At 67.5% G+C, this 23,778-nt stretch carries 20 protein-coding genes, 1 pseudogene and 2 riboswitches; of the genes and pseudogenes, 12 read left to right on the top strand and 9 right to left on the bottom strand.

The window, feature by feature from the left end:
* Positions 1-53: 53 nt before the first annotated feature.
* The 4 genes from AC1D2E_RS10580 to AC1D2E_RS10565 form a co-directional block, all read right to left on the bottom strand.
* The gene (locus AC1D2E_RS10580) at positions 54-1,232 is read right to left on the bottom strand and encodes an ABC transporter substrate-binding protein (RefSeq protein WP_478197360.1); all 1,179 of its coding nucleotides are present in this window, start codon (positions 1,230-1,232) and stop codon (positions 54-56) included.
* Positions 1,233-1,385: 153 nt separating this feature from the next.
* Positions 1,386-2,399 (bottom strand): PDR/VanB family oxidoreductase, encoded by a 1,014-nt coding sequence (locus AC1D2E_RS10575; protein ID WP_478197359.1) that lies wholly within the window; start codon positions 2,397-2,399, stop codon positions 1,386-1,388.
* 13 nt (positions 2,400-2,412) lie between these two features.
* Positions 2,413-3,159, bottom strand: a complete 747-nt coding sequence (locus AC1D2E_RS10570; RefSeq protein WP_478197358.1) for a GntR family transcriptional regulator — start codon at positions 3,157-3,159, stop codon at positions 2,413-2,415.
* On the bottom strand, positions 3,156-4,259 hold the full coding sequence (locus AC1D2E_RS10565; protein WP_478197357.1) for an aromatic ring-hydroxylating dioxygenase subunit alpha: 1,104 nt from the start codon (positions 4,257-4,259) through the stop codon (positions 3,156-3,158). Before AC1D2E_RS10565 ends, AC1D2E_RS10570 begins: the two co-directional genes overlap by 4 nt.
* 147 nt (positions 4,260-4,406) lie before the next feature.
* On the opposite strand from AC1D2E_RS10565, the gene AC1D2E_RS10560 reads away from it, so the two are divergent.
* From AC1D2E_RS10560 to AC1D2E_RS10550, 3 genes are read left to right on the top strand one after another with little or no spacing between them, the layout of a single operon-like run.
* Complete coding sequence (locus AC1D2E_RS10560; RefSeq protein WP_478197356.1) at positions 4,407-5,528, top strand: 5-methyltetrahydropteroyltriglutamate--homocysteine S-methyltransferase; 1,122 nt, start codon at positions 4,407-4,409, stop codon at positions 5,526-5,528.
* A 32-nt stretch (positions 5,529-5,560) separates the two neighbouring features.
* Positions 5,561-6,229: a glutathione S-transferase family protein gene (locus tag AC1D2E_RS10555; RefSeq protein WP_478197386.1), complete on the top strand. Its 669-nt coding sequence runs from the start codon at positions 5,561-5,563 to the stop codon at positions 6,227-6,229.
* Complete coding sequence (locus AC1D2E_RS10550; RefSeq protein WP_478197355.1) at positions 6,226-7,608, top strand: phospholipase D-like domain-containing protein; 1,383 nt, start codon at positions 6,226-6,228, stop codon at positions 7,606-7,608. Before AC1D2E_RS10555 ends, AC1D2E_RS10550 begins: the two co-directional genes overlap by 4 nt.
* Positions 7,609-7,620: 12 nt before the next feature.
* Here the strand turns inward: AC1D2E_RS10550 and AC1D2E_RS10545 are convergent, their stop codons facing one another.
* The 3 genes and pseudogenes from AC1D2E_RS10545 to AC1D2E_RS10535 all read right to left on the bottom strand — a co-directional run.
* Complete coding sequence (locus tag AC1D2E_RS10545; RefSeq protein WP_478197354.1) at positions 7,621-8,805, bottom strand: T6SS immunity protein Tli4 family protein; 1,185 nt, start codon at positions 8,803-8,805, stop codon at positions 7,621-7,623.
* The gene (locus AC1D2E_RS10540; protein WP_478197353.1) at positions 8,802-10,571 is read right to left on the bottom strand and encodes an esterase/lipase family protein; all 1,770 of its coding nucleotides are present in this window, start codon (positions 10,569-10,571) and stop codon (positions 8,802-8,804) included. The genes AC1D2E_RS10545 and AC1D2E_RS10540 overlap by 4 nt, the downstream gene beginning before the upstream one ends.
* A 367-nt stretch (positions 10,572-10,938) precedes the next feature.
* A pseudogene (locus tag AC1D2E_RS10535) lies at positions 10,939-11,058 on the bottom strand (ROK family protein); the annotation flags it as partial.
* Positions 11,059-11,153: 95 nt separating this feature from the next.
* Between AC1D2E_RS10535 and AC1D2E_RS10530 the strand changes: the two are divergent.
* Positions 11,154-11,831, top strand: a complete 678-nt coding sequence (locus AC1D2E_RS10530; RefSeq protein ID WP_478197385.1) for a dienelactone hydrolase family protein — start codon at positions 11,154-11,156, stop codon at positions 11,829-11,831.
* A gap of 9 nt (positions 11,832-11,840) precedes the next feature.
* On the opposite strand, the gene AC1D2E_RS10525 is transcribed toward AC1D2E_RS10530, so the two are convergent.
* Together AC1D2E_RS10525 and AC1D2E_RS10520 are read right to left on the bottom strand one after the other, a co-directional pair.
* Entirely contained in the window at positions 11,841-12,920 is a 1,080-nt protein-coding gene (locus AC1D2E_RS10525) for an ROK family protein (protein ID WP_478197352.1), read from the bottom strand.
* A gap of 15 nt (positions 12,921-12,935) precedes the next feature.
* Positions 12,936-13,760, bottom strand: a complete 825-nt coding sequence (locus AC1D2E_RS10520) for an alpha/beta fold hydrolase (RefSeq protein WP_478197384.1) — start codon at positions 13,758-13,760, stop codon at positions 12,936-12,938.
* Positions 13,761-13,849: 89 nt separating this feature from the next.
* On the opposite strand from AC1D2E_RS10520, the gene AC1D2E_RS10515 reads away from it, so the two are divergent.
* The 8 genes from AC1D2E_RS10515 (at position 13,850) to gcvP (ending at position 23,763) form a co-directional block, all read left to right on the top strand.
* Positions 13,850-15,397 carry an ABC transporter permease/substrate-binding protein gene (locus tag AC1D2E_RS10515; protein WP_478197351.1) on the top strand — a complete coding sequence of 516 codons (1,548 nt, stop codon included), beginning with the start codon at positions 13,850-13,852 and terminating at the stop codon, positions 15,395-15,397.
* A 130-nt stretch (positions 15,398-15,527) separates the two neighbouring features.
* On the top strand, positions 15,528-16,499 hold the full coding sequence (locus AC1D2E_RS10510) for a TRAP transporter substrate-binding protein (protein ID WP_478197350.1): 972 nt from the start codon (positions 15,528-15,530) through the stop codon (positions 16,497-16,499).
* A gap of 90 nt (positions 16,500-16,589) precedes the next feature.
* A complete protein-coding gene (locus AC1D2E_RS10505; protein WP_478197349.1) occupies positions 16,590-17,084 on the top strand; it encodes a TRAP transporter small permease in 495 nt (164 codons plus the stop codon).
* Positions 17,081-18,358 (top strand): TRAP transporter large permease, encoded by a 1,278-nt coding sequence (locus AC1D2E_RS10500; protein ID WP_478197348.1) that lies wholly within the window; start codon positions 17,081-17,083, stop codon positions 18,356-18,358. The genes AC1D2E_RS10505 and AC1D2E_RS10500 overlap by 4 nt, the downstream gene beginning before the upstream one ends.
* Positions 18,359-18,439: 81 nt before the next feature.
* Positions 18,440-18,922: a hypothetical protein gene (locus AC1D2E_RS10495; protein ID WP_478197347.1), complete on the top strand. Its 483-nt coding sequence runs from the start codon at positions 18,440-18,442 to the stop codon at positions 18,920-18,922.
* Positions 18,923-18,956: 34 nt separating this feature from the next.
* Positions 18,957-19,055, top strand: a riboswitch (glycine riboswitch).
* Between the two features lie 15 nt (positions 19,056-19,070).
* Positions 19,071-19,186: riboswitch (glycine riboswitch) on the top strand.
* 50 nt (positions 19,187-19,236) lie between these two features.
* Positions 19,237-20,397, top strand: a complete 1,161-nt coding sequence (gene gcvT, locus AC1D2E_RS10490) for a glycine cleavage system aminomethyltransferase GcvT (RefSeq protein ID WP_478197346.1) — start codon at positions 19,237-19,239, stop codon at positions 20,395-20,397.
* 52 nt (positions 20,398-20,449) lie between these two features.
* Positions 20,450-20,827: a glycine cleavage system protein GcvH gene (gcvH, locus tag AC1D2E_RS10485; RefSeq protein ID WP_478197345.1), complete on the top strand. Its 378-nt coding sequence runs from the start codon at positions 20,450-20,452 to the stop codon at positions 20,825-20,827.
* A 26-nt stretch (positions 20,828-20,853) separates the two neighbouring features.
* Positions 20,854-23,763 (top strand): aminomethyl-transferring glycine dehydrogenase, encoded by a 2,910-nt coding sequence (gcvP, locus tag AC1D2E_RS10480; RefSeq protein ID WP_478197344.1) that lies wholly within the window; start codon positions 20,854-20,856, stop codon positions 23,761-23,763.
* Positions 23,764-23,778 lie beyond the last annotated feature (15 nt).

The following is a 23,778-nucleotide window of genomic DNA, read 5'->3' as shown; positions in this document are numbered from 1 at the left end:
TTCCCGAAGGGCGCTCGGAGTCATCCGGCTGAAGCCCGCGGTCACTGAGTGAATCACTGCTTGTTCTTGCCCGGGTCCTTGACGGACTTGATCACGTCGAACTCGATGTTGTAAAGCTGGCCGTCCTTCTTCTCGACCTTGCGCAGGTAGATGTCCTGCGTGATGTCGCGCGTCTGGGCGTCGATCAGCACCGGGCCGCGCGGGCTCTCGAAGACCTGGCCCTTCATCGCGGCCAGCAGCGCGTCGCCGCCACCCTGGCCCTTGGTGGTCTTGAGGGCCTCGTAGATGATGYGCATGCCGTCATAGCCGCCGATGGCCATGAAGTTGGGCCGCATGTTCTTGTTGGCCGCCTGGAAATCGGCCACGAACTTCTTGTTCATCGCCGACGGGTGGGCCGCCGAATAGTGGTGCGAGGTGACGACGCCGAGCGCGCCGTCGCCCATGTCGTTGAGCTGGTCGTCGTCGGTCACGTCGCCGGTGGCGATCATCTTGATGCCGGCCTTGTCCATGCCGCGCTCGAGGAACTGCTTCATCACGGCCGCGCCGCCCGCCCCCGAGGGCACGAAGACGAAAAGCGCGTCGGGCTTGGCGTCGCGCGCCTTCTGCAGGAAGGGCGCGAAGTCCGGGTTGCGCAGCGGCACCCGCAGCTTCTCGATCACCTTGCCGCCGTTGAGTTCGAAGCGCTCGGCAAAAAACTTCTCGGCGTCGTTGCCCGGACCATAGTCGGCCACCAGCGTGACCACCGTCTTGATGCCGTTCTTGGGCGCCCAGTCGCCCATCGCCACCGCCGCCTGCGGCAGCGTGAAGCTGGRGCGCACGACGTACGGCGAAGCCTGGGTGATGCTCGATGTGGCCGCCGCCATCACGACCTCGGGCGTCTTCGACTGGGTCGCGATCGGCGCCACGGCCAGCGCGGACGGCGTGATGCCGAAGCCGGCCAGCACATTGACCTTGTCGTTGACCACCAATTCCTGCGCGATGCGCTTGGTGACATCGGGCAGGCCGGTGTCGTCCTTGACGATCAACTGGACCTTCTTGCCGGCGACTGTGTCGCCGTGCTGCGCCATGTAGAGCCGCGCGGCGGCTTCGATCTGGCGGCCGGTGGAGGCCTGCTGGCCGGTCATCGGCAGGATCATCCCGATCTTGAAGGTGTTGTCCTGCGCGTGGGCCAGAGGCATGGCCAGCGCGATGGCGGTCAGGCCGGCAGCCCGTACGAGGTGGCGACGAAGCATGGAACTCTCCTTATTCAATGAGATGCGGAACGGGGGATATTGTGACCAGATGCAAGCAAGCCGGAGCGCCGGCAACTACCTAGCCTTCAGGCCGGAGCAGCGAATTCTGCGCGATCAGCACATCGGTCGCGCGATGATCGCGCAAGGTGTGCGCTAGCACGGGTTGTCGGGCCGCCAGGCGGAGTCGAGCGTGATCGTGCCGACCGCCCGCGAGACGCAGGCACAGATGCGGCGGCCCGATGTCTTTTCGTGCGCGCTCAGGAACACGTCGCGATGGTCGATCTCGCCCTCGATCGCCAGCACGTCCATTGCGCACAGCCCGCATTCGCCGCGCCGGCAGTCCCACAGGGTCTGGACGCCGGCGCCTTCGAGCGCTTCCAGCAAGGTGCTGTCGGCAGGCACGGTGATCGCCAGTTGGTGGCGCGGAATGCGCACCTCGAAGGCCTGGGTCGGGAGCCGGCCGCTGCTGCCGAAGGTCTCGAAGCGCAGCTCGGCCTGCGGCCGGCCGGCGGCGGCCCAGGCCTGCCTCACCGCTTCGAGCATCGGCACCGGTCCGCAGGCGTAGAGCTGGCCGCCCGCGGGCAGCGCGGCGATCTCGGCGGCAAAGTCGATCGGCGCACTGCCGGCGAAGGCCTGCAGGCTGGCGCTCGAATGCGGCTCCAGCGCCTCGCGCAGATCCGCCAGGTAGGCCAGCTCGGATTCGTTGCGGGCGCCGTAGAGCATGCGCACGGGGACGCCGCTGCGCGCGGCCAGCGCGGCCAGGCGCTGGGCCATGTAGACCAGCGGCGTGATGCCGATGCCGCCCGCCACCAGCAGGTAGCCCGGCGCCGTCAGGTCGAGGCCGAAGTGGGTCTGCGGCTCGCTCACCAGCAGCCGGTCGCCGACCACCAGCCGCCACATCGCGAGCGAACCGCCGCGGCCCTCGTCCAGCCGCTTGACCGCGATCCGCCAGGCGCGGCCGTCGGGTTCGCCGACGACCGAGTAGGAACGGTTCTGCATGCGCCCCGAACCGGGAGCGCCGACCAGCACCTGCACCTGCAGGTGGGCGCCGGGCTCGTGTCCGGCCACGATGCCCGACTCGGGCGTGATCTCGAACTCGCGCACCGTGGGGCTGAGGTCCTTGATGGCGCTGATGCGCGCCGGCATCCAGTGGATATCGCTTTTCATCTTCGAACTGCCTTCATGCGCGTCGGCGGATCAGCTGCACCCCTGGCAAGGGATGGTTGTGCGCGCCATGCAGCACTTCCCTCAGGTTGCGCTGCGCGATTCGGCTGTGTTCGCGCATCAGCGCCTCGGCACGCGAGCCTTCGCGGTTCTCGATCGCGTCGAGCACCTGGCCGTGCTGGTCCTGCGCGATCAGCAGCATGTCGCGGGCGGCGGGCGAGTTGGCCTGCACCACCACGAAGCCCGAGGGCGATGCGAACGGCAGGTTGATCACGCGCTCCATCTGCTTGGCGATCAGCGCACTGCCCGCCATCTCGGACAGCAGGCGATGGAACTCCTCGTTGAAGGCGACGTAGCGCGAGAAGGCCGCATCGTCGAGCGCCGGCTCGCGCAGCAGTTCGTCGATGCGGCGCAGGCAGGCCCTCGCCTCGCGCAGCACCACCGGCGGCGCGCCGCGCTCGGCCGCCAGCCGCGCCGACAGGCCTTCCAGCGTTCCGCGCAGCTCGATGGCGTCGGCCACGTCCCGCTCCGAGAAGGTGCGCACCGCATAGCCGCCGTTGGGCAAGCCCTCGAGCAGCCCCTCCTGCTCGAGACGCATCAGCGCGCTGCGCACCGGAGTGCGCGAGACGCCCAGCATCTCGGACACCGCCACTTCGGCGATCCGGGCACCGCCGGCCAGTTCGCCGGCCAGGATCATCTCGCGCAGCCGCAACTGGGCCTTGACCGCCTGCGAGCTGCCGGGCTCGACCGGCTCGCCGCTCAACGGGCACCCCCGGCAGCTTCGATCGGGATGGTCGGCGCGCGCGGCTGCTCCCGCGCCACCATCTGGTCGATCAGCCGCCGCGCCCACATCGCGCCGGCATCGATGTTGAGGTTGTAGAAGCTGTAGTCGGGCCGATCGTCGATCGCGCGCTGCTGGGCTTCGAGCACCAGTTCGTCCTCGCGGAAGATGCCCGCGACGCCCTCGCGCAACTGGTGCGTGAGCCGCTGCTCGCCGACGCAGTAGTTGCGGGCAAAGGCCCAGAAATAGAGGCAGCTCTTGTCGGTCTCGGGCGTGATGGTGTTGAGCACATAGCCGTTGACGCCCTTGCTGCGGTCGCCCGGCTGGCCGTCGCGCGGCACGGCGCCACTGCCCGCCTCGGCCACGCCGACGTCGATGTTGACGGTGCACGGCCCCTCGAAGCGGATGATCTGCCAGCGGTCCACCTTGCCCCGGTAGCCGCGCGCGTAGTGGATCTGCCCGGCCCAGAACGGCGGCGCATCGATGGCCTCCATCCAGCGGGTGACCGTGGCCGAGCGGTCGCCGTGGGTGGCGACGAAAGGCGCCTCGGCCACCGCGCGATTGCCGATCGACGAGCCGTGAACGAAAGTCTCGTGCGTCAGGTCCATGAGGTTGTCGACCACCAGCCGGTAATCGCAGGCGACCCGGATCATCTTGCCGTCGCCGGCCCAGGCAGGGTCGTCGTTCCAGTGCATGTCGGGCACCAGCGCCGGGTCGGCCTTGGCCGGGTCGCCGGGCCAGACCCAGACGAAGCGGTGTTTCTCGACCACGGGATAGGCGCGCACGCAGGCCGAAGGATTCAGCGTCTCCTGGCTCGGCATGAAAGTGCAGCGGCCCTGGCTGTTGTAGACCAGCCCGTGGTAGCCGCAGACCACCTCGTCGCCCTCCAGCCGCCCCAGGGACAAGGGCATGAGGCGATGCCAGCAGGCGTCTTCGAGGGCGGCGACCTGGCCATCGGTGCGCCGGTAGAGCGCCAACTTCTGGTTGCAGACCGTGCGCGCGAGCAAGGCGTGCGAGACCTCGACATCGTAGGCGGCCGCGTACCAGGCATTGAGCGGGAAAGGACGGACTTCGGCTTTCATGGGATACGCAATGTATACAGCAATGAGATAAAGTCCATGATATTTAACCTTTACAAGGGTAAGTACCGATCTTTCTGTATCCATTCCATGGGCTTTCTGTGCGGATACGATCGACCGTTCTTTTCCCAGATACGACGGAGCCATCCCATGTCCCAGCACGCGTCCCTGCCTGCCCGCTACGACCACGTCGGCAGCTTCCTGCGCCCCCGGTATCTGCTCGAAGCCCGCGAGCAGAAAGCCAAGGGCGAGATCACGCCCGAGCAGCTTCGCAAGGTCGAAGACAAGGCCATCACCGAGATCGTCAAGTTCCAGGAAGACATCGGCCTCAAGAGCATCACCGACGGCGAGTTCCGCCGCACCTATTTCCACATCGACTTCCTCGAGCAGCTCGGCGGCGTGAAGACCGACATCCCGGTCACGATCCGCAAGCCCGACGGCACCGAGGAGCTGGCGCCGCCCGTGATGCGCGTGATCGACAAGGTGCGCCACGTGAAGAACATCCAGCTCGCGGACTTCGAGTACCTCAAGAGCCAGGTGTCGGCCGGCAACACGCCCAAGGTGACCATCCCCTCGCCCACCATGCTGCACTTCCGCGGCGGCCGCGCCGGCATCAGCCGCGAGGCCTATCCCGAACTCGATCCGGTGTTCTACGACGATGTCGCCAACGCCTACGGCGACGAGCTGCGTTCGCTCGCCGCGGCCGGCTGCACCTACGTGCAGATGGACGACACCAACCTCGCCTACCTGTGCGACGAGAAGATGCGCGAGGCGGCCCGCCAGCGCGGCGACGACCCCAACGAGCTGCCGCACCGCTACGCCGCCTTCATCAACAAGGTGGTGGCGCAGAAGCCCGAAGGCATGATCCTCGCCATGCACCTGTGCCGCGGCAACTTCAAGAGCACCCACGCGGCGGCCGGCAACTACGAGCCGGTCGCCGAGGCGCTGCTCAAGGAGATGGACCTCGACGCCTACTTCCTCGAGTACGACGACGCCCGCTCGGGCGATTTCCGGCCGCTGCGCTTCCTGCCCAAGGGCAAGACCGTGGTGCTGGGCCTGGTGACCACCAAGTTCGGCGAGATGGAGGACAAGGACGAGCTCAAGGCCCGCATCGAAGCGGCCGCCAAGTACGTCTCGCTCGACCAGCTCGCGCTGTCGCCGCAGTGCGGTTTCTCGAGCACGGTGCATGGAAACAACATCGCGGTCGAGGCACAGCGCGCCAAGCTGCGGCTGGTCGTGGAAACGGCCCAAGAGGTCTGGGGCTCGACCTGAGGCGCCAACCGTGGTGAAGTAGCGCCATGTCCATGAAGCTCTTCACCGCCCCCCTCAGCATGTTCGGCGCCAAGGTGCAAATCGCGGCGCTCGAGAAGGGCGTCGCCTTCGAGTGCGTGATGGTGCCCTTCGACCGCGACGACCGCTACGAACCGAAGCACCCGGAGGTGCTGCGGGTCAACCCGAAGCGGCAGGTTCCGGTGCTGATCGATGGCGATGTCGAGCTGTTCGACTCGACGCAAATCTTCGAATACCTCGAGGACCGCGTTCCGGAGCCGCCGCTGTGGCCTGACAACGTCGCGGCACGGGCGCGAGCCCGGCAGCTCGAACTGAAATCGGATGAAGTCTTCTTTCCCCACGTGATCAAGCTCTTCGGCCTGCAACAGGACATGGAAAGTCCGGCGGCGCTGGCGGCATGCGCCGGCTGCGCCCGCTTCTACGAAGAACTCGAAGCGAAGCTGGCCGACAGCGAGTTCCTGGCCGGTCCCTACTCCTTCGCCGACATCGCCTTCTACATGGCGCAGGTGTTCGCCGAGCGCAAGGGCGCGCCCATGACCGCGGCGACGCCCAGGCTGCTGGCCTGGCGCGAGCGCGTGGGTGCGCGCGGCCCGGTGCGGGACGTGGTCGGCCCGATGATGAACTTCCTGGCCTCGCAAGGGCGCCCGGTACCGGCCCATCTGCAGGCCCTGGTCCGCTCGTGAACCGGATCGACGACCTGCTCGACTGGCTGCCCTCGCCCTCGCAGCACCTGCTGGTGGTGACTTTTGCCTTGCTGGTCTACGTGCTGACCACCCGCGCGCGGCGCGAGCAGCGCGCCCCCACGACCGCCATCGCCTGGGTCATGGGCCTGGCGTTGCTGCCCTACGTGATCCTGCCGATGTACCTGCTGTTCGGGCAGCGCAAGCTCCGGCCGGTGGGCACGCCGCGGCCGCCGCGCGCGGCGCCGGCGGGGCACTGGGCGGCCGAACTGGTCGAGAGCTTCGGCCTCGCGGCGCCCAGCCTCTGCGAGGTGCGCCTGCATTCCGACGGCGCCGCGGCGCGTGACGCGCTGTTCAAAGTGATCGAGGGCGCACGGCGATCCATCGACGTCTCGACCTTCATCATCGGCGACGACGCGCTCGGCCACGAGGTGATCAACCGGCTCTCCCGCCGGGCCCGCGAGGGCGTCAAGATCAGGGTGCTGCTCGACGGCTTCGGCGCCCTGTCGCTGCCGCGCACGCACTTCGATTCGCTGCGCGACGCCGGCGCCGAGGTGGCGGTGTTCCGCCCGATCTTCAGCCTGCGCCGCAGCGGCCCGCGCAACCTGCGCAACCACCGCAAGCTCACGATCGCGGACGACCGCTGGCTCTGGTCCGGCGGCAGGAACCTGGCCGGCGAATACTTCACCGGCAACGATGCGCACCCGGTGGCCTGGCGCGACCTGTCCTTCGATCTGCACGGCGACGTGGCGACCGCGGCGGCGCGCCAGTTCGACCATGACTGGGCCTCGGTGCGCGGTCGGCAGTCGCGCCCCATTGCCGGCGATGCCGGCCCGCAAGAAGGTGGCAGGCCGGCGCAGTTCCTGCCCAGCGGGCCCGACCAGACCGAGGACACGGCGCAGGCGCTGCTGATCGACGCCTGCTTCCGCGCCGAGCACCGCCTGCTCGCCGTCACGCCCTACTTCGTGCCCGGCGACGGACTGCGCGACGCGCTGCGGCTGGCGGCCCGGCGCGGCGTGCAGGTGACGATCGCGATTCCCGGCCAATCGAACCACCGGCTGACCGATTTCGTGCGGGCCCGCAGCATGCGCGACCTGGCACGTGCCGGCGTGGTGTTCAAGATGCTGCCCTACATGGCCCATGCCAAGGCAGTGGTGGTGGACGAAGACCTGGCGCTGTGCGGTTCGATCAATCTCGACCTGCGCAGCCTGCTTCTCAACCACGAGGCAGCGGTGGTGTTCTATGGCCGCGCCGAGATCGACGAACTGGCGCATTGGATCGAAACCACCGCCTCGGCCGGCGAAACCTACCGGGCGCGCACGCCCGGACTGCTGCGCGACGTCGCCGAGGGCCTGCTGCTCACGATCGCCTTCCAGCTTTGAGCGCCATGGCCGCTAGCGCTTTCGCACCGACTCGACCACCTCGTCCCACAGCATCAGCACCTGTTCGTCGGACAGGCTGGAATTTCCTCTGCGGTGCACCATTGCCTTGTCCTGCGGCGAGTAGAAGACCTTCGCGGTGTTGTCCGGACGCTCGCTCGGATCGACCACCGGAACCATGTATTCGTTGCCGGTGCTCAGCATGACGCTGAAGTAAGGCCGGTCCAGCGTACGCGCCGCGCTGTCGCGCCGCTCGATCATGAAGTTGTGGCTGGTCGAACGCAGACCGACCTTGCTCAACAGCTCCTCGGCGGGGAGGCCAGCCAGTGGCCGATCGCCGCGTCGGAACTCGAAGGTGGCGAGCTTCAGCGGGGGATACCGCCTCTGGGCCTCATCGATCCGTTCATACAAGCCAATTCGGGGTTGGCCCGTGACCGCGTGATAGTCGACCTTCACTCGGACATCGGGCACATCCTTTGTCAGAAAATTGAATGTTGCCGTCTCATCGTCCTGCCCGACATCGAACAGCACGCCCTGCATACAGAAACCGGGCTTGGCGCGCGCCGCATTCTCATACGGCAGCAGCTTGCTCGCGATCATCTTGAGACGGGCCTCGGCGGGACCGGGATCGGCTTTCAGGTAGGTGATGTCGTTCTCGTCTTGGCTGTGTGACTTTTGCTCCAACGTCACATAGCGCTGACCCACAAGCACATGCACTTCGGACTTGATTGAACCTGCCGAGGTTTCTGCGGGAAGTCGTCGTAACAGTGCCGAGGAGGTATCGATCTGTTCGCCATGCAACAACATCGGCCCATTCGCCTTGAGGTTTGTCGTGCCCTGCAATTCAAACCGCCGCTTGTTGACCTCGTCCCAGAACTCCTCATTGGTGTAGCGGCCCTGCTTGACCGTCGCATAGACCCGCTGGAAATTCTTGTCGAGCCCGTAGTACAGCTCGATGTCGCCCCATCCTCCGGTCCTCAGTTCGAAGTTCGAAGGCAGGTCGATCAGATAGCGGCCGATGCAATGGGTGGTCCGTTGGGTCGTCAGGGGCGTCATGGTTTCAGGGCTGTAGGGAGGGGCATAGAGAAACGGAAGCCAGCCGCGCAGCAGCGCAGCGGCAACAGCGAGCACAAGCATCGACAGCACCAGGCGGCGATGACTGTAGTGGCGGCGCAGCCAGCCGAAAGCGTTGGCGTTCACCGCATCGTCGCCTTGAGGACGGAGGGCGTATCTTTCGGGACCCGAGCTTCCAAAGCGATCTTGCTGATCGCATACACGGTCACCTGTTGCGCTGTCGCACTCGCGCGAAACGCGCCTTCGTGCTCGACGCCGCTGAGCCGGAACACCTGCCGCACCGCCTCGCAGTCGGCCGGCGCCCTGCCTGATGAAGCCGGGACCGTGCCATCCCCCGTTCCATCCTGCAAATCGGCGTACAGCAACCACTGCGGCTTCGGCGTCGGGGCGGTGGCAGTGGACATGCTCCCGACCGGCCGATTCGCTCTGACGATTTCCGGGTTGACGCCGTCCATTTCGATTTGAGCCGATCTCATGTCGTAGACATCGACGCCGCCGGGCAACGTCTGTTCTGATGGGCGCACATCCACGCCTCCGGCCCGACCGGGAAAATGCTTCATCTGCCACACGATGCGTTCGAAGCTCTTTGTCTTCCCCTTTGAGTCAGCACCGTAGAAGGCGTAGGTGTTCGGGTGATATGTGCGTTCAGTGACTCGCATATGAAAGTCTTCGGCGAGTCCGAGAAACTCTAGATAGTCTGCCCAGGTGATCGGCTCTCCACCCTCTGGCGACAACCACTCTTCCTTGACCAGCGCCCACCAAGGGTCGCGCAGCTTGTAGATCTCGCCGTAGGGATTCGACCCGGGCAACGCCTTCCTGACGGTCTTGCCGTCGGCGTCGCGCAGTTCCAGCCAGGGGCCATAGCGTTGGGTGGGCAGCAGTTGCAGCGCGCCGGGCGCCTGCGCGAACACCGCGGTCACTTCCGGGCCCGTCGTGCCGATCACGCGCGCTGCAACAGGATCCTCCTCGATCATGCCGACCTTGCAGCGCCGGTAGGCCACGGGCGCGCCGTTGGCCGGCATCACGCCGTGCACGATGCCGGCGATCTTCTCTTGCATGCCGGACAGTTGCTGGCAGGCTCGGGCGACCAGTCCGCCCATGCTGTGCGTGATCAGGATCACCTGCTCGCAGCGCGACCACGGCCCGTTGTTCTGTGCGATCACCTGCTCGATACGGCCCTGGAGGCGCAAGGCGGCATTGGCGTTGTCGTCCAGCCAGTTGTAGCCGCAGGCGTAGACGGGCATGTACCAGTTGCGCAGGGCGGCGATGTCGGAGGGATCGCTCGGGTTGAATTCCTTCTGCGCCCGCCATGCCGAATCTTCGCCCGAGCGCACCGCCATGAGGGCCGCCACCTGCGCTTCGACCGCGGTCAGGGCCTGGCCGGAGCGAAATCCATTGAATACTTCCTCGAGTTTCAGCAGAAAGCCGTGATAGCTGCGTTCACCTACTTCGCCCCAGCCGCGCTCTATGTACTGCTCGACCTTTTGCACGGATCCGCAGGGTCGGGAAGGCACGTTGCCGCGGGTATCGACCACCGTTCGATCGGGATGCAAAGTCTTCTGGCGCTCGCCTGCGCGTTCGAACGCCTTCTGAGCGGCAAGTTCTACTTCAGCTAAACCAGCGACAGTGTCCAACTCCCACACTGAGGTCTGCCCATCCTTGGACCGCAAATTGCTACCCATGATCCCCGGCACGAACACGATGGGCAGCGTATTGACCACGCTCACCTGAAGCACGACAAGATCGGTCAGCGACTTGTCCGTGAGGTGCCATCCGCAGCACAGCGTGCCATCGGGCTGCGGCATGGGGTAGGCGATGCGTTCTGGCGGAGGGGTGGTACTCATGGTTTCCGGATCCAAGTCGAGCGTGCGCAGGCAGTGGTTGCTGACCACCGAACGAGAGAATTGCTGGAGGAGGTGTGCGGCCCGCGAAGACCGCGATCACGCCGCCTTCGGACCTACGTCATCGCCGCGGAGGCGATGCCGCGGAAGACGGGCTTGCGAGTTCCGATGCGCCGCGCGCGGGCGCTCGATGAAATCGACGGACAAGAGATGGCCACGCTGCGATCGACAGCGTGCGTGACAGTGCCTGCATGAAGAACTCCCTAAGCTCGAACGCACGCCTCTGTCATTGACAGACATTGGAGACTTGCGCGGCGCGAATTATGCCGCCCCCGCGCAAGCCGCCGCGCCGCTTTGTCAACAACTGTCACGACGCCTGCCCCCGGACGCCTCAAGCCTTCGAGCGGAGCCTGCTTGTTTAGCTCGCATTGCCCAGCCCGGTCCCGATGGTCAGCACCGCCCAGCGCTTCACGTCCTGCATGAAGGGCAGCTCGCTCAGCCCCTGTACCACGGCGTCGTTGTGCATCAGCACCACGGTCGGCTCGCACGAGGTGCACCCAGCCGAGCAGGCCGCCGCCCCATGTCCGATACTCCCTGTCTTGACCCCAACATCAGGAGAGCTTCATGGGAACCATGATCGAATTCAAGCGCCCGGATGGCGGCGCCGTGCAGGGCTATCTGGCCGAGGCCGAGAAGGCCTTCGGATCGGTGGTCGTGATCCAGGAATGGTGGGGGCTGAACGACCAGATCCTCGGCGTCGCCGAGCGTCTCGCTCAAGCCGGCTTCACCGCGCTGGTGCCCGATCTCTATCGCGGAAAGAAGACCGTCGAGGCCGAGGAAGCCCACCATCTGATGAGCGGGCTGAACTTCGCCGAAGCCGCCTCGCAGGACGTGCGCGGCGCGCTGCAGTATCTGAAGGCGCGCGGCGGCAAGGTGGGCGTCACCGGCTACTGCATGGGCGGCGCGCTGACCTTGCTGGCATCGACGATGGCGTCCGAGGCCGATGCCGCCGTCATCTGGTATGGCTATCCGCCGCTGGAGTTTGTCGATGCCTCGAAGATCAGCGTGCCGTTGATGGCACATTGGGCCACGCAGGACGCGGCGTTCGCCATCGCGGGGGTCGATGCCCTCGAAGAGAAGCTGCGCGCGGCGGGCGTGCGCTATGAAGGGCACCGCTACCAGGCGCATCACGCCTTCGCCAACGAAACCGCGCAGGGCCCGGGCCGGATCCCCATCACGCAATACGACGCCGTGTGGGCCCGGCTCGCATGGGATCGCACGCTGCGTTTCTTCGGCCGGGAACTCGCCTGACCGGCCGGCCTACTTCTGCTTGTTGGTGTAGCTGGCGTTGCCCAGTCCGGTGCCGATGGTCAGCACCGCCCAGCGCTTCACATCCTGCATGAACGGCAGTTCGCTCAGGCCCTGCACCACCGCATCGTTGTGCAGCAACGCGACCGTCGGCTCGCCGCCGATGGTCGGCAGCCGCTTGCACAGCTCGGTGGGGAGGTGGAAGTTGTCGCTTTCCCAATCGCCGGGCAGGTTCTGCGCGCCGCGCGAGATGGATCCGTCCTTGCGAACGAGTCCGGGGCAGGCGATGCCGATGAAGGGCGCGAGCCGGATGCCCTGCCGCTTGCAATAGCCGATCTGGGCCCCGAGTATTTCGGCCAAGCGGTCGATCAGCGCCTTGCGGCTCGGGCTGTCGTCCGCATGGCGCCACTTCTCGCGCCGCACCACCTTGGCCTTCGACAGGTCGGCTGCGCGCTTCTTGCGCAGCTTGACGATGCCGCAGCGTACGTTGGTGCCGCCGATGTCGAGCGCGAGGATCGCGTCGTGGCCTTTCAGCATCGGCGGCGGCACCAGATGCACCCATCCCAGCAGGCCGCCGTCGTCCGGCTCGTGGCAGATACGGGCCAGCTGCACGGAAACATTCATGTCCTGCAGGATCGCTGCCGCCTGCAGCACCGCGCGCTCGCCCACGTCGCTGCCCGGGAAGCCGCCGCCGATCACGATCCGCTGCACGCCATGCCACGACGGCTGGCGCAGGAAGCGGTCGATCACCCAGGCCAGTTCCTCGGCGAACTGCTCGATCACGCCGTCAACCACGTCCGCGGCCTCGGAACTCTTGGTTTCGCCCAGTGCCGCGTCGAGTTCGCTCTTGCTGAGGTCCTTGGAATGCACGCCGCCCAGCGGGTCCTTGCCCTTTCGGCGACGGCGCTGCCGCCAGCGCTCCAGCAATTGCCTGAAGGCGGTCTGGCTGGCCTGGTCGCCGATGAAGCCGTCCTTGTCGCGCAACTGGAGGCTGTAGCCCTCGACCGTCACGGCGGGCAGTTCGCGGGCGCCATGCGCGGCGGGGCCCTCGGCGGGCGGCCGATCCGATGCGGGTTCGTCGTTCTTTTTCATTCGGGGTGGGATCCTTCAATCGGCCGTGGCGTCGAGGATCAGCCGGGCGGTCTCTTCGGGCTGGTCCCAGTGGGGATAGTGGCCGCAGCGCTCGAACCAATGCAGGCGCGCATCGGGAAACAGCTGTTGCGCGCGTGCCGCCTGGCTCGGAAGGCAGATCCTGTCGAGCCGGCCCCAGCCGATCACTACCGGCTTCCCGAGCGTCCYGGCGGCGGAGCCCTCGAGCGGCGATCCGCGCACGAAATCCCTCAGCATGAGACTGAGGGACGGGGCGGACGCGAAGCTGTGCATCTCCTCCAGCACCAGCGCCGGCGGCAGCCGACGCGCCTGGGACGAGAACCGGGCCAGCAACAGCATGCGCGACCATTCGTGGGCAGCCAACGCGGGCATGGCGAATGCGAGGCCTCGCGCCAGCCGCATGGAGAGCCACAGCGAGGCCTGGTACGCCATGCGCTCCCAGCCGGCCCAGAACCCGCTCGGTCCGAGCAAAACGACCGTGCCCAGCACTCCGCCGCGGCGCGCCAGCTCGAGCACCAGGCGCGCTCCGAACGAACTGCCGACCGCATCGACACCCAGCAGGTCGTGCTCGCCGAGGAAGCGGGCCACGGCGGTCGCCAGCGTGCGCATCGACACCTCGCCTTCCAGTGGCGGACTCTTGCCGAAGCCCGGCAGGTCGAGCGCGACCACGGCGCGCTCGGCAGCCAGCGGGTCGAGGATGGTCTGCCAGGTCCGCCAACTGCTGCCCAGCCCGTGCACCAGGAGCAGGGGCTTGCCTTGACCGCGACGGATGTAGTTGATCAGCACGTTCGGACTGTGCAGTGCGGCCGAGCGGCGCCACATCAGCGGCACGCACGATCGGTTGTAGGAGAAAGGGAATCTTCACCCAACATGAGGACGCGGCCGGGCCTGGCGCCGATACACTGGCCGCGATGCAACTGCTGCGCCGCACCGGGCTCGCTGTCCTGGCCTTCATCCTGCTGCTGGGCGCCGCCGTGGCCGCGACCGCCCAGGAGCAGGCGCTGCGCATCGGCTCCAAGCGCTTCACCGAGTCCTACATCCTGGCCGAGGTGCTGGCCCAGACCGCTGCGCCCCGGACCGCGGTTGCGCCGGTGGTGCGGCAGGGGCTCGGCAACACGGCCATCGTCTACGAGGCCCTGCGCTCCGGCGGGATCGACCTCTACGCCGAGTACACCGGAACCATCGCGCTGGAGATCCTCAAGGGCCAACCCTCGATGACGCGCGAAGCCATGAACGCCGCCCTGCGGCCGCTCGGGCTCGGCGTGGCCGTGCCGCTCGGATTCAACGACGGCTATGCGCTCGCCATGCGCGCCGCCGACGCCGACCGGCTCGGCGTTCGTACCCTGAGCGATCTGGCCGGCCAGCGCGAACTCCGCTTCGGCCTCTCGAACGAGTTCATCGGCCGCGCCGACGGCTGGCAGGGCCTGGCGGCGCGCTACGGCTTCAGCCAGACGCCGACCGGACTGGACCACGGCCTGGCCTACGAAGCCATCGCCGCCAAGCAGGTCGACGTCATCGACATCTACACCACCGACGCCAAGATCGACCACCTGGGCCTGCGCGTGCTCGCGGACGACAAGGGCTACTTCCCGCGCTACGACGCCGTGCTGCTGTACCGGCTCGACCTGCCGGCGCGGCTGCCCGCCGCCTGGGCCGCCCTGCAGCCGCTCGAGGGCCGCATCGACGAACGCGCGATGATCGCGATGAACGCGCGCGCCGAACTGCAAGGCGTGGCCTTCGACGTCATTGCGCGCGACTTCCTGGCGACGAAGCAGCCGGGTTCGCCGGCCGCCCTCACGCCCGACAACGCCGCCCGCGGCTTCAGGGCCAAGCTGTTCGGCCCCGACCTCGGCCGGCTGGCGCGCCAGCACCTGCTGCTGGTCGCGATCTCGGTCGGCGTCGCGATCCTCATCGCCGTGCCGCTCGGGATCGCGGTGTTCGCGCATGTGCGGCTGCGCGCCCTGGTGCTGGGCCTGACCGGTCTGCTGCAGACCATCCCGTCGCTGGCGCTGCTGGCCGTGCTGATTTCGCTGCTGGGCGCGATCGGCACGCTGCCGGCGCTGATCGCGCTGACGCTGTATTCGCTGCTGCCGATCATGCGCAACACCGTGACCGGGCTGGCCGAAGTGCCCGCCGGCCTGCGCGAGGCCGGCACCGCGCTCGGCATGACCGGCGGCCAGAACCTGCACGTGGTGCTGCTGCCGCTGGCGCTGCCCACGCTGCTGGCCGGCGTGCGCACCGCGACCACCATCGCGATCGGCACCGCCACCATCGCCGCCTTCATCGGCGCTGGAGGCTTCGGGGAACGCATCGTGACYGGGCTCGCGCTCAACGACCGCGCGCTGCTGGTCGCCGGCGCCGTGCCCGCCGCGGCGCTGGCACTGCTGAGCGAGGCGCTGTTCGAGGCTCTCGAACACCTGATGCGCCGCCGCCGCGGGCAACTGCCGCCCAGCGCCTAGACTCGGCCTCAAAAAGGAGCGCGACTACGTCCGTGAAAATCCCGACGAGGTGAACCTTGCTATTGCGGCATAGTCGCAGGCTGCCTTGCGGGCCCGGGCCCGCACTCTTTCCCATTCTGGAGACATCCCCATGAAATTGAGCCAACTGGCCGCAGGCCTGATCCTCGGCTTTGGCATCGCGAGCGCGGCCCTTGCGCAGACGACGATGAAGATCAGCATCTCGACCTCGCAGAACTCGCACCAGGGGGTCGCCATCGACACCTTCGCGAAGGAAGTCGCGACGCGCACCAACGGCCGCTACAAGGTCGAGACCTTCTACAACGGCTCGCTCGGCGGCGAGCGCGAATCGATCGAGGCCGTGCAGCTCGGCACCCAGGAACTCGCCTTCTCTTCGACCGGCCCGGTGCCGAACTTCGTGCCCGAGACCAAGATCCTCGACGTCCCCTTCCTGTTCCGCGACAAGGCACACGCCCGCGCCGTGCTGGACGGCCCGATCGGGCAGGACATGCTGGTCAAGTTCGACGCCAAGGGATTCAAGGCGCTGGGCTGGGGCGAGAACGGCTTCCGCCACATGACCAACAGCAAGCGCGACGTGAAGGCGCCCGAGGACCTCAAGGGCCTGAAGATGCGCACCATGGAGAACCCGGTGCACATCGCGGCCTACAAGGGCTTCGGCATCATCACCACGCCGATGGCCTTCCCCGAGGTCTTCACTGCGCTCCAGCAAGGCACGGTCGACGGCCAGGAGAACCCGCTGCCGGTCATCATCTCGGCCAAGTTCGACCAGGTGCAGAAGCACCTCACCCTGACCGGCCACGTCTACTCGCCCTGCATCTTCGTGATGAACAAGGCCGCCTTCGACAAGCTCGGCGCCGCCGACAAGCAGGCCTTCCTCGACGCCGCCAAGGAAGCCATCAAGGCCAACCGGGCTCGCGTCGACGAGGACGATGCCAAGGGCGTCTCCGATCTGCGCGCCAAGGGCATGACTGTGATCGACAACGTCGACAAGGCCAGGTTCGTCGCCGCGCTGGCACCGGTCAACGCCGAGTTCGAGAAGCAGTTCGGCAAGGCCAACCTCGACAAGATCCGCGACGTCAAGTAATGCCATCCGCGGCCGCGACATTCTCGCGGCAGCGCGCGCCCGCTCAGTCTCACTGGCGGGCGCTTTTTCGTTCGAATCCCTGATGCCCCTATGAAATCCGCCTTCCTCGCACTCGACCGCTGGACCACCGGCCTGGCGATGGCGATCGCCTGCTTCATGCTGGTGGTCGCCTCCTCGCTCGGCGTGTTCCAGATCGTCACCCGCTTCGTCCTCGAACAACCGGCCGAATGGTCCGAGATCCTGATCCGCATCAGCCTGATCTGGATGGTCTTCATGGGCATCCCGACCGCCTTCCGCCAGGGCGCGATGGTCAGCGTCGACGTGCTCTACCGCTGGAGCCCGCCCAAGGTCCGCCGGGTGCTCGACTGGGTCGTATGCCTGGCCGCGCTGACCCTGATCGCAGTCATCATCTGGTGGGGCTGGGACTACGCGCAGCGCGGCAGCGTGCAGTCGATGGCCGGGCTCGAATCGGTCTCGATGTTCTGGGCCTACGCGGCGCTGCCGGTGGGCGGGTTGTTCTGCGTCATCGGCATCATCGCCAACCTGATCGACCCGCAGCGCAACGAACTGGAAACCGCTCAATGACCGCCGTGATGATCACGACCATGGTGGTGTGCTTCGCACTCACCATCTCCGTCGCCGTCTCGATCGGCCTGGCCTCGGTGCTCGGCATCCAGGCCTCCAACGCGAACATGCTGATTTCCGTCAAGGAGATGTTCAACGCGATCAACAAGTTTCCGCTCGCCGCCATTCCTTTCTTCATCCTGGCCGGCAACCTGATGGAGACCGGCGGCATCTCGCGCCGGCTGGTCGACTTCGCCAAGAGCCTGGTGGGCGGCGTGCAGGGCGGCCTGCCGATGACCTGCGTGCTGACCTGCATGATCTTCGCGGCGGTGTCGGGCTCTTCGGTGGCGACCACCTTCGCGATCGGCGCGATCCTGATCCCGGCGCTGATCAAGCACGGCTACCCGGTCGGCTACGCGGCCGCGCTGCAGGCCACCAGCGCCGAACTCGGCGTCATCATCCCGCCCTCGATCCCGATGATCCTGTACGGCGTCAGCGCCGAGGTCTCGATCGGCGAGCTGTTCATCGCCGGCTTCGGCCCGGGCATCCTGATCAGCCTGGCGCTGATGGCCTTCGTCTACGTCTATTGCAAGTTCAAGGGACTGGGCAAGAACGACGGCGACGGCCGGCTCGGCGTCGGCACCGCGACCTGGCGCGCCGGCTGGGCGCTGCTGATGCCGGTGATCATCCTGGGCGGCATCTACGGCGGCATCTTCACGCCCACCGAGGCGTCGGCGGTGGCGGTGCTCTACGCGCTGATCGTCGGCACGCTGATCTACCGCGAGATCAGGCCGGCCGAACTCTATGCGGTGCTGCGCAAGTCGGTGGTGTCCTCGTCGGTGATCATGTTCATCATCGCCAACGCCGGCCTGTTCGCCTTCCTGATCACGCGCGCCGGCGTGCCCGACGCGATCGGCCGCTGGCTGCAGGAGGTGCTGCAGTCGCCGGCAATGTTTCTGCTCGGCGTCAATGCGGCCCTGTTCGTGATCGGCATGTTCATCGAGACCAGCGCGGCGATCATCGTGCTGGCGCCGATCCTGGCGCCGGTGGCGCAGCACTTCGGCATCGATCCGGTGCACTTCGGGCTGGTCATGGTGGTGAACCTGGCGCTCGGCATGATCACGCCGCCCTTCGGCGTCAACCTGTTCGCGGCCTGCACGGTGGCACGCATCTCGCTCGACCGCATCGTGCCGTACCTCATCCCGTTCGTGCTGGTGATCCTGGCCTGCCTGATGGTGGTCACCTACGTGCCCGGCATCTCGCTCGGGTTGCGTGATCTGGTCTACGCGAAATAGCGGCTGGGCGGGCGGTTTCATCAAACCGTCACGCGGGGGCTCCATGCTGCGGCGCTCGTCTACCGATCGCCACCGCAATCCATGTTCCTCACCAAGACCGACAAAGCGCGCCTGGAGCTCCAGCCCGGCCGCCGCACGCTGGGCCAGCGCGAGCGCGCCCTGCTGCTGATGGCCGACGGCCAGCGCTCCTTGACAGATTTCGGGGCGCTGTTCGGCGGCCGCGAAGAAGCCGGCCGGGTGGCGCGCCACCTGGTGCAGGAGGGCTACCTCCGCGACCGCCCGATCGACGATGCGCCGGTCGCGGCGGACGCCTTCGACGGCAAGCCCTCGATGGCCACCACGCGCATGTTCCTGTTCGACCTCTGCGAGCGCATGTTCGTGCGCCGCGATCCGGTGCTCGCCGAACGCCTGCGCGAGGCGCTGCGGGCGGCGCGCGACCGGACCTCGATGCTGGCCACCGCCAGCACCATGCTCGACGAGATCGAGAAGATGGCGGGCGTCGCGCGCGCCGAGGCGATCCGCGAGCGCATCGACAAACTGCTCCCCGCGTCGCCGGTGCATTGAAGTCGCCGGCCGGCGGCCCGCCGATTCCCTTACACTCCAACGGTCAGGAGAGCGTCCCGCCGCGGTGGGGCCGCCGAAGGCGCAGGTCCCCCGAACCAAGGGCCCGAACGCTCAGGCAAAAGGACTGACAAGACGCCCCAATTCAGGGCGTTTCCTTGCTGGAGAGAGGCGGTTGGTCGCGAAAGTCGCGTCGCACCGCCCACCGAAGGAGCAAACCCCGATCGTGGGGCGAATCTCTCAGGTAAAGCGGACAGCAGGGGTGGCCCATGGCTTCTCGCCATGGAACAAGCACTGCCCCTTTTGGAGAACCGCCCTTGGCTGCCGCATCCGACGATCTGCTGAAGACCCCGCTCCACGGCCTGCACCTGGCGCTCGGCGCCCGCATGGTGCCCTTTGCCGGCTATTCGATGCCGGTGCAATATCCCACCGGCCTGATGGCCGAGCACAAGCACACGCGCGAGGCCGCGGGCCYGTTCGACATCTCCCACATGGGACAGCTGCGCCTGGCCGGGCCCGATGCCGCCGCCGCCTTCGAAAGCCTGATGCCGGTCGACGTCATCGGGCTGGCGCCCGGCAAGCAGCGCTACGGGCTGCTGCTGAACGAACAGGGCGGCATCCTCGACGACCTGATGTTCTTCAACGAAGGCAACGATTCACTGTTCGTGATCGTCAACGGCGCCTGCAAGCAGGCCGACATCGCCCACATCCAGGCCCGGATCGGCCAGCGCTGCCAGGTGCTGCCGATGCCCGACCACGCCCTGCTCGCGCTCCAGGGCCCGCAGGCCGCGGCCACGCTGGCCAGGTTGTCGCCCGGCGTCGAGCGCTTCGTCTTCATGACCGGCGGCGCGGTGCAGATCGGCAGCATCACGGCCTTCGTCACGCGCAGCGGCTACACCGGCGAAGACGGATTCGAGATCTCGGTCGCCGCCAAGGACGCCGAAGCGCTGGCCCGCCTGCTGCTGGCCCAGCCCGAGGTCAAGCCGATCGGCCTGGGCGCGCGCAATTCGCTGCGGCTCGAGGCCGGCCTGTGCCTCTACGGCAGCGACATCGACGAAAGCACCACGCCGGTCGAGGCCGCGCTGGGCTGGGCGATCCAGAAGGTCCGGCGCAGCGGCGGAGCGCGCGAAGGCGGCTTCCCGGGTGCGGCCCGGGTGCTGGCGCAGCTCATCGCCGCCAATGGAACGGCCGGCCATCTCGACCACGAGACACTGAAGCGCAAGCGCGTCGGCCTGGTGGCGCTGGAGCGCGTGCCGGTGCGCGACGGCACCGTGCTCGAGTCCTTCGAGGGCTTGGCCATCGGCCAGGTCACCAGCGGCCTGCTCGGCCCCAGCGTCGACCGGCCGATCGCGATGGGCTATGTCGCGCTCGCCTATGCCGAGCCCGGCACGCGGATCCAGGCCATGGTGCGCGGCAAGCCGGTGCCGATGGAAGTCAGCACGATGCCCTTCGTGCCGGCCCGCTACCACCGGGGCTGACAGTCCCTCACCCGATTTTTCCAAGCCAGCCTTTCTTCAAGGAGTTCTTCCCATGACCCTCAAGTACACCAAGGACCACGAGTGGGTGCGCCCCGAAGCCGACGCGGCGCTGGTCACCGTCGGCATCACGGTGCACGCGCAGGATGCGCTCGGCGACGTGGTCTTCGTCGACCTGCCCGAAGTCGGCAAGGGCTTCGCGCAGGGCGACGTCGCCGGTGTCGTCGAATCGGTCAAGGCCGCGGCCGACGTCTTCATGCCGGTCTCGGGCGAAATCACCGAGGTCAACGAGGCGCTGCGCGCCGACCCCTCGCTGGCCAACAGCGCGCCGATGGATGCGGGCTGGTTCTTCAAGGTGCGCATGAGCGACCCGACCCAGCTCGAGGCGCTGCTCGACGGGACCGCCTACGAGAAGTTCTCCGCCGAAAGCTGATTCCCGCACCATCACCCGAGCCCTCCATGCCGACTCCCGTGCCTTCCCACCTCTCGCTGCGCGACCTCCAGAACGCCGAGGAATTCATCGCCCGCCACATCGGCATCGAAGCCGACGACGAGCAGACCATGCTCGCTGCGGTCGGTTCGACCACACGCGCCGAACTGATCGACGGCATCGTGCCGCCGGCAATCCGCCGCAGCCGCCCGATGCGGCTGCCGGCGCCGATCACCGAGGCCGACGCGCTGGCCGAGCTGAAGGCGATCGCGGCGAAGAACAAGGTGGCCAGGAGCTTCATCGGCCAGGGCTACTACGGCACCCACACGCCCGGCGTGATCCTGCGCAACGTGCTCGAGAATCCGGCCTGGTACACCGCCTACACGCCCTACCAGGCCGAGATCTCGCAGGGCCGCATGGAGGCGCTGGTCAATTTCCAGACCATGGTCTGCGACCTCACCGGCATGGCGATCGCCAACGCCTCGATGCTCGACGAGGCCACCGCGGCCGCCGAGGCAATGACGCTGGCCCGGCGCAGCGTCAAGAGCAAGAGCAACGTGTTCCTGGTCTCGGGCGACTGCCATCCGCAGACCATCGAGGTGATCCGCACGCGCGCCGCGCCGCTGGGCATCGAGGTCAAGGTCAGCACCGCGTCCGAGACCCTGCCGCATCTGATGGCCAGCGGCGGCTTCTTCGGCGCGCTCGCACAGTACCCCGCCACCACCGGCCAGGTGCACGACCTGCGTCCGCTCGCCGGCTATGCACACCAGTGCGAAGCCGCCTTCTGCGTGGCAGCCGATCTGCTGGCCTTGACGCTGCTGGCACCGCCCGGCGAGTGGGATGCCGACATCGTCTGCGGCACCACCCAGCGCTTCGGCATGCCGATGTGCAACGGCGGCCCGCATGCGGCCTACCTGGCTTGCCGCGACGAGTTCAAGCGCTCGCTGCCCGGCCGACTGGTCGGCGTCAGCGTCGACACCCACGGCCAGCCGGCCTACCGGCTCGCGCTGCAGACGCGCGAGCAGCACATCCGGCGCGAGAAGGCCACCTCCAACATCTGCACCGCGCAGGTGCTGCCGGCGGTGGTCGCCAGCATGTACGCGGTCTACCACGGGCCCGAGGGTCTGCGCCGCATCGCGCAGCGCGTCGCCCTGCTGACGGCGGTGCTGGCCCAGGGCCTCGAACAGATGGGCCGCGAGCTGGTCAACGGCACGGCCTTCGATTCGCTCACGATCCAAACCGGCGAGGACACCCAGGCCATCCACGAACGGGCCCTGGCTGCCGGCGTCAACCTGCGCCATCGGCTGCAGCATCACCTGGGCCTCTCGCTCGACGAGACCACCACCCGGGCCGACGTCGAGATGCTGTGGAGACTGTTCGCAACGGCCGGCACGCGGGGACCCGACTTCGACGCCATCGCCGCCACGGCGCAGCTGCGCCTTCCCGAGGACCTGCGCCGCAGCAGCGCTTTCCTCACGCACCCGGTGTTCAACACCCACAAGAGCGAGACCGCGATGCTGCGCTACATCCGCAGCCTGAGCGACAAGGACCTCGCGCTCGATCGCAGCATGATCCCGCTCGGCAGCTGCACCATGAAGCTCAACGCGACCAGCGAGATGATCCCGATCACCTGGCCCGAGTTCGCGAACATCCACCCCTTCGCACCGGCCGACCAGTTGCATGGCTACGCACAGCTCGACGCCCAGCTGCGCGCCTGGCTCTGCGAAGCCACCGGCTACGCGGGCATCAGCCTGCAACCCAACGCCGGCTCGCAGGGCGAGTACGCGGGCCTGCTCGCCATCAAGGCCTTCCATGAAGCCAGGGGCGACACGCACCGCAACGTCTGCCTGATCCCCTCGTCGGCGCACGGCACCAATCCGGCCAGCGCCCAGATGGTCGGCATGAAGGTGGTGGTGACCGCCTGCGACGCCGACGGCAACGTCGACATCGACGACCTGCAGCGCGCCTGCGAGAAGCACAGCGCCACGCTCGCCGCGGTGATGATCACCTACCCCAGCACCCACGGCGTGTTCGAGACCCGCGTCAAGGAGCTCTGCGAGATCGTGCACGCGCACGGCGGCCGGGTCTACGTCGACGGCGCCAACATGAACGCGCTGGTCGGCGTGGCGGCGCCGGGCGAGTTCGGCGGCGACGTCAGCCACCTGAACCTGCACAAGACCTTCTGCATTCCGCACGGCGGCGGCGGCCCCGGCGTCGGCCCGGTGTGCGTGGTGGAAGACCTGGTGCCCTACCTGCCGGGACACGCGACCGGCGGCTTGCCGTCGAACGGCGCGGTGGGCGCGGTGTCGGCGGCGCCGCTGGGCAACGCGGCGGTGCTGCCGATCAGCTGGATGTACTGCCGGATGATGGGCGCCAAGGGGCTGCAGGCCGCGACCGAGACCGCGATCCTCAGCGCCAACTACATCAGCGCGCGGCTCAAGGACCACTACCCGACGCTGTACGCAAGCCCCAACGGCCACGTGGCACACGAGTGCATCCTCGACCTGCGCCCGTTCAAGGACGCCAGCGGCGTCAGCGCCGAGGACGTCGCCAAGCGGCTGATCGACTACGGCTTCCATGCGCCGACGCTGAGCTTCCCGGTGCCCGGCACGCTGATGGTCGAGCCGACCGAGAGCGAGCCGCTGGCCGAACTCGACCGCTTCATCGAGGCGATGATCGCGATCCGCGGCGAGATCCGCCGCATCGAGGAAGGCATCTGGCCGAAGGACGACAACCCGCTGAAGAACGCGCCGCACACCGCGGCCAGCCTGCTCGGCACCGAATGGACCCGGCCCTACTCGCGCGAGCTCGGCGCCTTCCCGCTGACCAGCCTGCGGCAGGCCAAGTACTGGCCGCCGATCGGCCGGGTCGACAACGTCTACGGCGACCGCAACCTGTTCTGCAGTTGCGTCCCCACGGAAGACTACGCCGGCAGCTGACGCGAGAAGCATTCT

It is taken from the genome of Variovorax sp. P1_H2 (assembly GCF_056405295.1).
Note: the sequence above shows the minus strand (reverse complement) of the source record. Positions and strands in the feature narration are given on the sequence as shown.

Coding starts and splice junctions, on each gene's coding strand:
- AC1D2E_RS10575 (WP_478197359.1), bottom strand. CDS start 2,399: ATGAAAAGCGATATCCACTGGATGCCGGCGCGCATCAGCGCCATCAAG.
- AC1D2E_RS10565 (WP_478197357.1), bottom strand. CDS start 4,259: ATGAAAGCCGAAGTCCGTCCTTTCCCGCTCAATGCCTGGTACGCGGCC.
- AC1D2E_RS10560 (WP_478197356.1), top strand. CDS start 4,407: ATGTCCCAGCACGCGTCCCTGCCTGCCCGCTACGACCACGTCGGCAGC.
- AC1D2E_RS10555 (WP_478197386.1), top strand. CDS start 5,561: ATGAAGCTCTTCACCGCCCCCCTCAGCATGTTCGGCGCCAAGGTGCAA.
- AC1D2E_RS10530 (WP_478197385.1), top strand. CDS start 11,154: ATGATCGAATTCAAGCGCCCGGATGGCGGCGCCGTGCAGGGCTATCTG.
- AC1D2E_RS10525 (WP_478197352.1), bottom strand. CDS start 12,920: ATGAAAAAGAACGACGAACCCGCATCGGATCGGCCGCCCGCCGAGGGC.
- AC1D2E_RS10510 (WP_478197350.1), top strand. CDS start 15,528: ATGAAATTGAGCCAACTGGCCGCAGGCCTGATCCTCGGCTTTGGCATC.
- AC1D2E_RS10505 (WP_478197349.1), top strand. CDS start 16,590: ATGAAATCCGCCTTCCTCGCACTCGACCGCTGGACCACCGGCCTGGCG.
- AC1D2E_RS10500 (WP_478197348.1), top strand. CDS start 17,081: ATGACCGCCGTGATGATCACGACCATGGTGGTGTGCTTCGCACTCACC.
- AC1D2E_RS10495 (WP_478197347.1), top strand. CDS start 18,440: ATGTTCCTCACCAAGACCGACAAAGCGCGCCTGGAGCTCCAGCCCGGC.
- gcvH (WP_478197345.1), top strand. CDS start 20,450: ATGACCCTCAAGTACACCAAGGACCACGAGTGGGTGCGCCCCGAAGCC.
- gcvP (WP_478197344.1), top strand. CDS start 20,854: ATGCCGACTCCCGTGCCTTCCCACCTCTCGCTGCGCGACCTCCAGAAC.